We start from the raw sequence: 12,028 nt of genomic DNA, 5'->3' as shown, positions 1-12,028 counted from the left end.
GCATGTCTGCAAAAGACGTAGGCTGCTGTAAAAGCAGACTTAAATAAACGGTGCTAAGTTATTGATTTTGGTGAGCGCGCAGGGATTCGAACCCTGGACCTACTGATTAAAAGTCAGTTGCTCTACCGGCTGAGCTACGCGCTCCCTTATGGAGCAAATCGCCCCGGAAGTGCGGCGGAACATAAGGGCGGCTTGCGGATTGGTCAACACCATAAAATCAGGTTTCTTCAACATAAATTCAAAAAATCACAGATAAGGGATACTCCGTCTCACGCTGCGGCTTCCAGATGCGGGTGAATGTGCACTTTCCGGACCCGTCGGGGCTACTGCTCCCTCAGTGAAAATTCGATTCTCAATGCCGAATCTTGACGTAAACCGGTTTCCACTTTTGCTGGGAATGTTTTAGTTTCATCGGAATGATCTCACAGAACGGTGTTTCATGTCTCTGGCCACCAAGGCATTTTTCCATTTCCGACGCTCGTTGTCCGGTGTGGGTATAGCTGTAGGCACCTTGTTTTTCGCTGCTTCGCTTACGCCGAGCCTCATTCCGCGCACGTATGTCATGCAGGGAATCCTTGGAGGCGTCGCTTTTGGAGCCGGTTACGGCATCGGCGTGCTGTGGCGCTGGCTTTGGCATTACCTGGAATTGCCGGAACCCAAAGACCGACTGCGCAGCCAAGCCAATCTTGCGGTCGGCATTATCTGTTTCGCAGCGGCTGTCGTAGCGCTCTATTTTGCTGCAGGCTGGCAGAATTCGGTTCGAACTGTCATGGACATGGAGCCGGTGCCCAGCGCCTATCCGATGAGCGTGTCGGTTTTGACCATCGTGACATTCCTCATTCTGTTGGTCCTCGTTCGCCTTCTCGTCCAGTTTGGGCGGTTCGTTTCCGCGAAGGTGCAACTCGTGATGCCTCGCCGGGTGGCCAATGTGCTCGGCGTTGCGATTACGGTCGTGCTTGTCTGGACGATTGCAAATGGGCTGCTTATCGAGTCCGCTTTCAAGGTTCTGGACCGTTCCTTTCGTGAATATGACGCTTTGATCGAGCCGGATCACCCACAACCGACAGCCCCTAACAAAACCGGCAGCGCTGCGTCGCTTTTGCATTGGAACGAGCTTGGGCGGGCTGGGCGTGAATTTGTTTCCTCCGGCCCTGCAGCTGCAGACATCGCGGCTGTGACCGGAGAAAAGGCAATCGACCCCATACGGGTCTATGCTGGCCTGCAAGTCGCCGACACGCCGGAACAACGAGCTGAACTTGCATTGGAGGAACTGAAGCGGCAACGCGGCTTTGATCGGTCGGTACTGGTCGTCATCACGCCTACCGGCACCGGGTGGGTTGACCCTGCTGCAATGGACGGTCTGGAGTTTCTGCATCATGGGGACGTGGCCAGCATCGCCGTGCAGTATTCTTATCTTTCCAGTCCCTTATCGTTGCTCTTTCAACCTGAATATGGAGCGGAAGCGTCGCGGGCACTGTTCATTGCCGTCTACAACTCTTGGAGAAATCTGCCGCGTGAGAGGCGTCCGCGACTGTATCTCTATGGTTTGAGCCTCGGCGCAATGAACTCGGAAGTCTCGTCCGAGCTTTTCGAAATGCTCGACGATCCGATCAACGGGGCACTATGGAGCGGCCCTCCTTTCCCTAGCCGCGACTGGAAAGCCATGACCAGACGAAGGAATCCGGGAACGCCGGAATGGTTGCCGGTTTTCAGGGACGGCTCCTTTGCGCGTTTCATGAATCAGAATGGCGAAGCCCCCGGAAATGGAACACGCTGGGGGCCAATGCGCGTGATCTATCTGCAATATGCCAGCGATCCGGTAACTTTCTTCGACACGCTGTCCTTCTACCGTCAGCCCGACTGGATGCACGCGCCGCGCGGGCCCGATGTGTCACCGGAACTGCGGTGGTATCCCGTTGTGACCATGCTCCAGCTCGCCCTTGATATGGCTTTTGGAACAACAACACCGATGGGGCACGGGCATGTGTATGCGCCGGAACACTATCTCGATGCGTGGTTGGAAATTACCGACGTGACCGGATGGGATACAGACAAGATCGTCAAGCTCAAACAATATTTGCGCCAGAAAATGGATGACGCAAATGAAGGCCATGAACAGCGCGGCGGATAGAATGTTTCTAATCGGCCAAAGCCGCGCTGCTGCTCATTCGGCCGATCAATAATCGGGCGATTTCTGCGGGGTCTGGGAACTGTTCAAATTCAACATCGGGATCGCTCCGTTCGGCAGCATCGTGGTTGGCAGTTGCCCATCCCATTTCTCGGCCTGCGTCAACGCAACAAGACCCGGATTGTCGCGAAGTGCATCGCCACGCGCCTTGATGGCGGTTGCTTCCGCCTCGCCCTTCAGCCTTATAGCGTCAGCCTCGGCCTCCGCCTGAAGACGAACGGCATCCGCCTGGGCCTCTGCTTCGGCGCGGCGAGCATCTGCCTGCGCTTTTGCCTGCGTCACCGTGATTTCAGCCTGCACCTTTTCGCGCTCCGCATTCTGACGAAGACGCTGCACTTCGACTTCGGCCAACATGCGCTGTTCGATGGACTGCTCATAGGAGTCCGAAAAATCGATATTCTCGATCTGCACCGTATCGATGATGACCGGACCGCGCACACTGTTCTGAATCGCCTGCGCAATTTCCTGATTGAGACGGCTACGCTCCTGAATAGCCTCGACGGCGTTGAATTTGCCGAAAACAGTCTTGCTTTCCTCAAAAACGCGTCGCTCCACAAGGCGGGACAATAGGCCGTCTTCACCGCCATAGGTGGCGTAGACTTCTTCCACACGGTCTGGCGGAATGCGATAGTTGACCGACAGGTTCATCGTGGCTGGCTGCTGATCGCGGCTGTAAGCTTCCATGCTGTTGTAAATCGCGGCCTTGGATTGCACCGATATTCGCACAATCGAATCGATCACCGGAATTTTAAAGCCGAGCCCCGGCTGCGCGACGCCGGAAACTGCACCATAGCGCAGGACAACGCCGCGCTCACCTTCGTCAATTGTGTACCAGGAACCCAGTACAACGCTCAGTATACCGAGTATAACAACACCGGCCAGTGCTTTGGGTAAAATCTGGGGCATCAAGTCTCCTTCGACGCTCGGCTGCAAAAGGGCGAGAGTGATTCAACAAGTGCATCCCGGATACCCGCCCCGGATCGCCTTTTAAGATGTACCGGCACGAATGACAACCACTCAAGGATGCACCAAGCAGCATCAGTAAACGAAACAAAGCCGCCCAAAGAGAGCGGCTTTGTCGAGTTTAACGAGTTTTCCTCGTTAGTAGGGTGAGTAACACTGCTGACGGGGGCCGTTATACGGCTGGAACGTATTGTCAGATGCTCGGTAGGACCGGTAACGGTTATAGCACCACTGGACGTGCGCATTGCTGTAACTATAAGCAGGTGCGCGGTAGACTGGTGGCGGCGGCGGAGCGGCGATTGCACCACCAATGATTGCGCCAGCGCCGAATGCAGCGAGCGGATACCACCATCCGTCGTTATGACGACGATAGCCATGGCGATAATAGCGATAACCCCTGTGGCCGTTCCAGTAACCTGGTCCCGGACGGTAAGGACGGCCATGCCAACCCGGACGCGGTCCGGGCCGGTATCCGCCCCAGTGACCATGTCTAGGCCCGCGGCGCCAGTCGTCACGGACCTGCTGAATATTCTCGTTACTTGCCGCAGGCGCAGTGGGCATGACGGGTGCAGCCGAGACTGGAACCATCGCCCCAATCAGAAAGCTGGCACCCACAAGGCCGACCATCATCTTTTTGAAGGTGTTCATCCTATGTTTCTCCATTTCTATGATGCCATCATTGCTGTCCGTTTATGAATCCCCGCTGAACACTACGCTAAATTCTGCAAACTCATTTGATGGCAAGCAATAGGCAGCTATTTCATCCGTATTCTAACGGAGGAGACCGGAATTCGTTCTCGCTATTCCATTATTTTGGTTAGCAAATTACGCGACAATCGGATAACTTGCGTGAAGTAGGGCAGCAAGGGTAGTTCCAGATGGAATGGGATTGCGGAATCGCTCTATCTCTTTGTTTTTGCGCATTTTCCAACGCAAAACCGCTTCGCACTTTTGCTGGAAATGCTGTAGTAATCGTTTCAACGAGTGGGGTTTGCATTGGCAACAAAGGTACAGCCGTCCGTAGAAGCAATGGGAACATCCTTCTCCCGGGAAGCTGATCCTTTCACGGCAGCAGTTGAACTGACGCCTATGCCGATGCTCATCACAAATCCACGACTGCCCGACAACCCGATTGTCTTTGCAAACAGAGCCTTTCAGCGTCTGACCGGCTATCAGGCCGATGAAATCATAGGAAAGAATTGCCGCTTTCTTCAAGGCCAGTGCACAGACCCTGAACATGTCGAGATGATCCGGACAGCCCTTGAAGCAGAACAGTCAATCGATATCGATATTCTCAATTACAAGAAGTCAGGCGAAGCATTCTGGAACCGGCTTCATATTTCCCCAGTCAGAACGGAGGCCGGTGAACTCCATCACTTCGTTTCATCGCAGCTTGATGTGACGCTGGAACTCGGAAAACTGGTCGAACTCGAAAAAGAACGCGAAACTCTTTCCCTTGAAAAACAGCGCAGCAATGATCAACTGCAATATATTATTGAAGTGGCGAATGTTGGTTTCTGGACGCGAGATTATCATACCGGTGAAATCAGCTGTTCGCCGGAATATCGGCGTATTTTCGGGCTGACACCGCAAGAGCCAGTCACCTACGATAAGATCATCGATATGGTGGCGCTGGAAGACCGGATTACGCTGGTACAGCGTTCGCAGGAATCTTTTGCGACCGGCAAGTCTTTCCGGATGGAGTATCGCATCACGAACAGGCTGGGTCAGGTGCGCTGGGTCGAAACCCGCGCTAAAGCGCTGCCAGGCAAATCGCCGACACTTCTGGGCATCGTCATCGACGTCACTGAGCGCAAGAAAGCCGAAGCGGACAAAGCTTTGGTAACCCGGGAAATTTCGCATCGTTTCAAGAACTCAATGGCGATGGTGCAATCCATCGCCAATCAGACCTTGCGAAATGCCACCGATCCGCAAACGGCAAACGAATTGTTCAGCGAGCGGCTGCGGGCACTTAGCCAGGCCCACGACATGCTGCTGAGGGAAGACTGGACGGGTACCACTATCAGTCAGATCTGCGAAACCGCCCTCGCACCTTTCAACAGCACGTTCGGCCATAGAATTCGTACCCGTGGTCCGGCGCTCGTAGTGAGCGATCGTGTAACGGTTTCTCTTTCACTGGGCCTGTATGAACTCGCAACCAATGCCGTGAAATATGGCGCGCTCTCCAACGAAAACGGCACGGTTCAATTCGACTGGAATGTCGTTCAAACACAGGGCGAGCAGAAACTTCATATGCGCTGGATCGAAAGCGGCGGACCTGCGGTCGAGCGCCCTGCCCGCCGTGGCTTTGGCCAGCGGCTGCTCTATTCCGTTCTCGCAGGCGAATTGAAGGCGAAATGCGACATCGACTTCGCACCAGACGGACTGATAATTGACGTCCTCGCCCCTATGACGGCGGATGTGTTCCCGCACCTCGACGGCATGTCACGTTCACAAGCCGAGTCGGCCTGATGAAAAAGAGCAGCGGAATAGCTGCTCCTTTCGTTCTTTAGTTGTGCGGGCCGCGACGGCGTGGCTCGATGTATACGCGATCACGATGGCGATAACGATCATGGCGCCAGCGATCACGGTGGCGTTCGCGATAATAACGGGGTGAATGACGATCCCACCCGCGACGATCATCGCGCCAGCGGCGATCCCATACACAGCGGCCGCTTCGCGTGCGAAGCGCACCGCGAGGGCAGCGATAATCAACCTGAATGGCAGAACCAGCGCCATTGGCAGCGACAGCCGATATTGGCGCCGGAGCAACAGGCGTGGCCGCTTCAGCAACAGCAGTTAGCGCGAAAAGCGCGAGAGCTGCAGAAACCAATTTAAACTTCATTCTGTTTTCCTTTTCAGAGCTGACCAGAATTGGAATATCTTGCCCGCAAATAGGTAGGCCCAACAGACGATTGGTAAAGTCACTTAATCTTACGGCGATCTATCAATCTCGACCCGGCATCGCAAAACAAGCCACCACGAACGACCTGCAATTTTGCAGGGGCATTTTTAAGAGAATCCGGATATCAGAAACTTATTGAATTCGCACGCAGTCCCTTGAAACAAGGGAAAAGCTGCAGAATCTCCAATCCGCAAAGCCGATCCGGCGCCGGTTCACCTCCGGTAGCGAGCGGAGCTTTGCGGCTGTCGCAAGGAACGGGAAGATGGATCATTCGGCCTCTAAAATTGACGCTACATGGGAGGAAAACACCGGTCTGGGTACCACGCGGATCGAGTGGATCGAACTGGTCGGCGGCTTGCCGGAAGAACATTCGCTCCTCCTTCGCGATCTGATCGGCCGTCACCGCGAACAGTTCGTCGACGTGTTCTATGACCGACTAATGAGCAATCGCGATGCGGCAACTTTCCTGTCCCAGAAAATGGTCCAGGAGCGCCTGCACAATTCGCTGAGCGACTGGCTTCTGAAAATGTTCGAGAGAACCGCCGACGATGTCGACGCATTCATTCGTGAACAGCGCAAGGTTGGCGAAGTCCATGCCCGAATTGACGTGCCGATCCATGTTGTCATGCAGGGCGCGCGCCTGCTCAAGAACGAGATCGTTCGTCAGCTGGAGCTGGAAGTTGCCCCACGCGAGGTTCTGGCGCGTCTGATCGTGCATGTTAGCAATGCAATCGACATTGCTATTGAAATAATGAGCCAGTCCTTCGTGAAAGACGCGCGCGAAAGCGCGCAGACAGACGAAGCCTATCGGGCTTTTACGCTGAGCCATGATTTTCCGCTTGAGCGCGAATCGCAGCGTGCCGCACTCATGGAATGGAGCCAGTCGCTCCTCTTCAATCTCTACGGCAATCCCGACACCCCGCTTCACCCGCTCGCAAGCTCTGACTTCGGGTTGTGGTTGCAACATAAAGCCGATCTCATGTTTTCCAATTCCTCGACCCTGGAGAACATCCGCCGAAATGCAGAACATATCGACCATGTGCTCCTCCCGGCCATCAACAGTGCCCGCAAGGATAACCCGACGGAACTCGCATCCTCTCTGTCACTGTTCCAGACCAAGATCGGAGAAGTGAAGTTCCTGCTGTCCGAATTGTTTCAGGCGGCAGCGACCATGGAAACGGGTCGCGATCCGCTGACACGCGCACTCAATCGTCGTTTCATGCCCTCAATCCTGACCCGCGAGGTGCGCATGGCATCCCAAAAGGCAATGGATTTAAGCCTTCTGATGATCGATATTGATCACTTCAAGAACATCAACGACACATACGGCCACAGCAGTGGCGATGCGGTTCTTCAACAGGTGGCCGAAACAATCCTTTCGCTCTGCCGCCCGAGCGATTTTGTGTTCCGCTATGGCGGTGAAGAATTTCTGGTCGCGCTTGTCGAAGCAGACGCAGACAAGGCGTTTGCAATCGGCGAGGAACTGCGCAGACAAATAGCCCAACAGCCGATGAAACTGCCCGATGGCGCACATCAGTCTGTAACCTTGTCCATCGGTATCGCGGCGTTCAACGGCCATCCGGACTACAGCCACCTTGTGAACGCCGCTGACCGGGCGCTCTATCGGGCCAAGCAGGGAGGCCGTAATCGCTGCGAAAAGGAAGTGCCGCTCGCGATTCATTGATCGGAGAGGCATTTTGACATCTGGCGGTTAAGCTACAAAACCGCCATATGCTGCCATCATGATGAACAGTTCCGCATCTCCTGTTTCCGAAAACACCCCACAAAAGCCGCGCGAACGCGACGCGCTGGAAACGCATTTCCTGCCGCAACAGGCAGATGCTCCGCCTGTAGACTGGGTCATCGCAGACGGGCTGACGGACTATGAGGAAGCCCTGGCTTTTATGGAAGCGCGTGTGCAGGCCATTCGGGAAGGCACTGCAAACGAACTCGTATGGCTGGTCGAACATCCCTCGCTTTACACGGCAGGAACAAGCGCCAATGCAAGCGATCTGTTGACACCAGACAGCCTGCCCGTCTTCAACACGGGGCGCGGCGGTGAGTATACCTATCACGGGCCGGGCCAGCGCGTGGCTTATGTGATGCTCGACCTGAAACGCCGCCGCGAGGATGTGCGTGCCTTCGTGACGGCGCTCGAACAATGGATCATCGAGAGCCTTGCCGAGTTCAACATCAAAGGCGAACGGCGTGAGGATCGCGTTGGCGTATGGGTAACGCGGCCTGAAAAGCCTCGACTCGCCAGTGGCGGCATGTGCGAAGACAAGATCGCGGCTATCGGCATCCGCCTCAGGCGCTGGGTAAGCTTTCATGGCATTGCCATCAATGTCGAGCCCGATCTCGGCCATTATTCTGGCATCGTACCATGCGGAATCTCGGAACATGGCGTCACCAGCCTGGTCGATCTCGGCTTGCCAGTGACGATGGGCGACATGGATGTCGCGCTTGGAAAGGCATTTGAGACGGTCTTCGGCCCGCGTCAGCCCAAATAACTCTGCCTCAAGCCACCGGCTGGGCTTTCACGCGACGCTCGCGCATGAAAACATAGAAACCTGATCCGACGATGATTACGATACCGAGCCATTTCGATGGCGTCGGAAAATCGCCGAATACGATCAGGCCAACCAGAACCGCATTGACGATTTCAAGATACTGGAACGGCGCCAGCATGGATGCCGGTGCCAGTTTGAACGCTTGCACGACCATCAAGTGGCTAACGGTTCCGATCGTCCCAAGAAGGAAGAGAAGCAGCCAGGGTTGAATACCGTTCGGCAAGCCAAAACTGAGGTCACCAAGCCCCGCTGCGCTTCCATAAATCATGGCGAGACCTGCAAACATCCAGCCGCCCACACCTGCATAAAACTGCATAACAAGCGGGCTTTCCTTCGCACCATATTTGCGGTTCAAAATCAGATAGATAGCAAATGTTACGGCGGTTGCCAGCGGCAGAAGCGAGACGGCGCCGAAAATCTCGAAACTCGGCTGGATCACGATCATCGTGCCGATGAGACCGATGCCAACGGCACTGAATCTTCTCCAGCCTACTTTTTCCTTCAGGAAAATTGCCGAGAACAGCGTCAGAATAAGCGGTTCGGCAAAGAAGACGGCCATCGCATCCGCCAGAGGCATATACTTGACTGCTGTAAAAAAGCAGAGCCCGCCAAACCCCATCAATGCGCCGCGAATGAGATTGCCTGCCAGATGCTGTGTTCGCAACGCAGCAACACCGCCGACGATCAGCAGGATGAAGAACATCAGCCAGCATTGAACGAAAAAGCGCATGAAGGTGACGGCGGCCGGAGGCATGTGGTCTGCCATGGCGAGCCACTTGCCGATGGCATCCATCAAAGGCAGCAGAAGCACCGAAAGCACCATGATCGCCATGCCTTTTACGTGCGCTTCCATGCCGCCTGTTGCGCTGCTCTGCATTTCAATCTCTCGGTATGTGGATGTTCCCCGCTATGCCTCTATGCGAACTGCCGCGGCGTTTCCATCCAATTTGCTTGGAAATGTCCTCCTCGTTTGACTTTCGACCGCTTTCTGGTGCAAATCAGCTTCGTTCTGAACAAAACCCTTTGAAAAAGCCGTGTGCAAATGGAACGTAAGGCGAACTTTAGTCGCCTTTCGCGAGCGCGCGTGGCATCATTCAAGTGATTCGCGAACAGTATTTTCCGGTCTTTGGCGAGCAGGCTCGACAGCGGCCTCCTGAAATTCAGATAGAGAGCTTTTCGGAACAGATGGACGATAGCAACGATCTCTTCTCGAGAGTAGTTAACAATGCCCGAGAACGGGAACAGGGACGGCAAGGTGAAAAACCTGCGTCGCCGCAACCTGTTGCGCAGCCGGTGGCAGCGTCGTCGCTTTCTGTTCCAAAGCCGGTAACGGCCAAGGCGCCGCCTGCTTCATCGGCAGGCGACGACTATAACGCATCGTCCATCCGCGTCCTGGAGGGGCTTGAACCAGTGCGCCTGCGTCCTGGCATGTATATTGGCGGCACGGACGAAAAGGCTCTGCATCACCTCTTTGCGGAAGTCATCGACAACTCGATGGACGAAGCAGTGGCGGGACATGCCAATTTCATCGAAGTCAGTTTCGATGCCGACGGTTTTGTCACGGTTTCGGACAATGGGCGCGGCATTCCAGTGGATGAACATCCGCAGGTACCTGGAAAATCTACGCTCGAAGTCATCATGACCAAGCTCCATGCCGGCGGCAAATTCGATGGCAAGGCCTATGAAACGTCAGGCGGTCTCCATGGCGTCGGCGTTTCGGTGGTAAACGCCCTTTCTGACGTGCTGGAAGTTGAAGTCGCTCGCAATCGCCGTCTTTACCGCCAGCGTTTCTCGCGCGGCATTCCGCAGGGCGGGCTGGAAGATGTCGGCGAAGTACATAACCGTCGCGGCACCCGGGTCCGTTTTCACCCGGACCCTGATATTTTTGGCAAGACGGCACAATTTGATCCCCACCGTCTTTATCGCATGGCGCGGTCGAAAGCCTATCTTTTCGGCGGGGTTGAAATCCGCTGGAACTGCGATCCTTCCCTGCTAGACCCGAAGAAGGAAACGCCTGAAAAGGCCGTTTTCCACTTCCCCGGCGGCCTGAAAGACTATCTCGAAGCATCGCTCGGCAAGGAGCATCAGGTTACACGCGAGGTTTTCGCAGGCAAGACCGAGAAGCAGGGCGGTCATGGTGCTGTCGAGTGGGCAGTTTCGTGGTTTGGCGGCGACGGCTTCGTTCACTCCTATTGCAACACCATCCCGACCGGCGATGGCGGCACCCATGAGGCGGGCCTGCGCATTGCCCTGACGCGCGGCCTGAAAGCCTATGCGGAACTGACCAACAATAAACGCGCCTCGATCATCACCACTGACGACGTGATGGTGTCGGCAGCGGGCATGCTGTCGGTCTTCATCCGCGAGCCGGAATTCGTCGGCCAGACCAAGGACAAGCTGGCGACTGTCGAAGCTCAGCGCATCGTGGAAAATGCGATCCGCGATCCGTTCGATCACTGGCTGACGGCTTCGCCGCAAGAAGCGTCCCGCCTGCTGGAATGGGTGATCGACCGCGCAGACGAGCGTTTGCGCCGCCGCCAGGAAAAAGAGACAGTCCGCAAGAGCGCAACGCGCAAGCTGCGCCTGCCGGGAAAGCTTGCCGATTGCACGCAAAACGCAGCCGCCGGTGCAGAACTGTTTATTGTCGAAGGTGACTCGGCAGGTGGTTCGGCCAAGCAAGCACGCAATCGCGCTAATCAAGCCATTTTGCCGTTGCGCGGCAAGATTCTGAACGTTGCCAGCGCGGGACGCGAGAAGCTGACGGCGAACCAGCAGATCGCCGATCTCATTCAGGCTCTCGGCTGCGGCACCCGCAAGAACTATCGGGAAGACGATCTGCGCTATGATCGCGTCATCGTCATGACCGATGCTGACGTCGACGGTGCGCATATTGCGTCTCTGCTCATCACATTCTTCTATCAGGAGATGCCGGACCTGATCCGCAACGGCCATCTCTATCTGGCAGTGCCTCCGCTTTTCCGACTGAGCCAAGGCGGCAAGGTCGCCTATGCGCGCGATGAAGCCCATAAGGATGAGCTTTTGCGCACCATGTTCACCGGGCGTGGCAAGGTGGAAATAGGCCGTTTCAAAGGCCTTGGCGAAATGCGCGCCGAACAACTCAAGGAAACGACCATGGACCCGAAGAAGCGAACGCTTCTGCGTGTTCAAGTAGACGAAGAATATGTCGATGAAACCCGCAACACGGTCGATGAACTGATGGGCACCAAGCCGGAAGCGCGTTTCCGCTTCATTCAGGACCGTGCGGCTTTTGTCGAAGAACTGGATATTTAGCGCACGTTTCCAATCACACTAAAACCTGAACCACTTGTTCCTATGAACGGCAATTCGCAAGCGCGATGCCGTTCATTTTCTTTTTTTAATAAGCCTTATTAAGTCATTGTT

The 12,028-nt window shown here is 55.3% G+C and carries 9 protein-coding genes and 1 tRNA gene; 5 read left to right on the top strand and 5 right to left on the bottom strand.

Annotation, left to right across the window (positions count from 1 at the left end):
* Positions 1-68 precede the first annotated feature (68 nt).
* Positions 69-144, bottom strand: a tRNA-Lys gene (locus tag AC0TOF_RS13170).
* A gap of 295 nt (positions 145-439) precedes the next feature.
* Between AC0TOF_RS13170 and AC0TOF_RS13165 the strand changes: the two genes are divergently transcribed.
* A complete protein-coding gene (locus AC0TOF_RS13165; RefSeq protein ID WP_473768579.1) occupies positions 440-2,131 on the top strand; it encodes an alpha/beta hydrolase in 1,692 nt (563 codons plus the stop codon).
* Positions 2,132-2,176: 45 nt separating this feature from the next.
* On the opposite strand, the gene AC0TOF_RS13160 is transcribed toward AC0TOF_RS13165, so the two are convergent.
* Both AC0TOF_RS13160 and AC0TOF_RS13155 read right to left on the bottom strand, forming a co-directional pair.
* Positions 2,177-3,094 (bottom strand): prohibitin family protein, encoded by a 918-nt coding sequence (locus AC0TOF_RS13160; RefSeq protein ID WP_473768578.1) that lies wholly within the window; start codon positions 3,092-3,094, stop codon positions 2,177-2,179.
* A gap of 195 nt (positions 3,095-3,289) precedes the next feature.
* Entirely contained in the window at positions 3,290-3,799 is a 510-nt protein-coding gene (locus AC0TOF_RS13155; protein ID WP_473768621.1) for a BA14K family protein, read from the bottom strand.
* A 381-nt stretch (positions 3,800-4,180) separates the two neighbouring features.
* On the opposite strand from AC0TOF_RS13155, the gene AC0TOF_RS13150 reads away from it, so the two are divergent.
* Positions 4,181-5,623 (top strand): PAS domain S-box protein, encoded by a 1,443-nt coding sequence (locus tag AC0TOF_RS13150; protein WP_473768620.1) that lies wholly within the window; start codon positions 4,181-4,183, stop codon positions 5,621-5,623.
* Here AC0TOF_RS13150 and AC0TOF_RS13145 read toward each other — a convergent pair.
* Entirely contained in the window at positions 5,603-5,890 is a 288-nt protein-coding gene (locus tag AC0TOF_RS13145; RefSeq protein WP_473768577.1) for a hypothetical protein, read from the bottom strand. The genes AC0TOF_RS13150 and AC0TOF_RS13145 overlap by 21 nt on opposite strands.
* Before the next feature lie 428 nt (positions 5,891-6,318).
* On the opposite strand from AC0TOF_RS13145, the gene AC0TOF_RS13140 reads away from it, so the two are divergent.
* Together AC0TOF_RS13140 and lipB are read left to right on the top strand one after the other, a co-directional pair.
* Positions 6,319-7,740 (top strand): GGDEF domain-containing protein, encoded by a 1,422-nt coding sequence (locus AC0TOF_RS13140; RefSeq protein ID WP_473768576.1) that lies wholly within the window; start codon positions 6,319-6,321, stop codon positions 7,738-7,740.
* 58 nt (positions 7,741-7,798) lie between these two features.
* Positions 7,799-8,566: a lipoyl(octanoyl) transferase LipB gene (lipB, locus tag AC0TOF_RS13135; RefSeq protein WP_473768575.1), complete on the top strand. Its 768-nt coding sequence runs from the start codon at positions 7,799-7,801 to the stop codon at positions 8,564-8,566.
* A gap of 7 nt (positions 8,567-8,573) precedes the next feature.
* On the opposite strand, the gene AC0TOF_RS13130 is transcribed toward lipB, so the two are convergent.
* Positions 8,574-9,503, bottom strand: coding sequence for a DMT family transporter (locus tag AC0TOF_RS13130; protein ID WP_473768574.1), 930 nt, complete (start codon positions 9,501-9,503; stop codon positions 8,574-8,576).
* A 308-nt stretch (positions 9,504-9,811) separates the two neighbouring features.
* Between AC0TOF_RS13130 and parE the strand changes: the two genes are divergently transcribed.
* Positions 9,812-11,917: a DNA topoisomerase IV subunit B gene (gene parE, locus AC0TOF_RS13125; protein ID WP_473768573.1), complete on the top strand. Its 2,106-nt coding sequence runs from the start codon at positions 9,812-9,814 to the stop codon at positions 11,915-11,917.
* Positions 11,918-12,028 lie beyond the last annotated feature (111 nt).

The sequence above is a fragment of the Ochrobactrum sp. PL_is501 genome (assembly GCF_055816895.1).
This window is presented reverse-complemented; position numbering and strand designations above follow the sequence as displayed.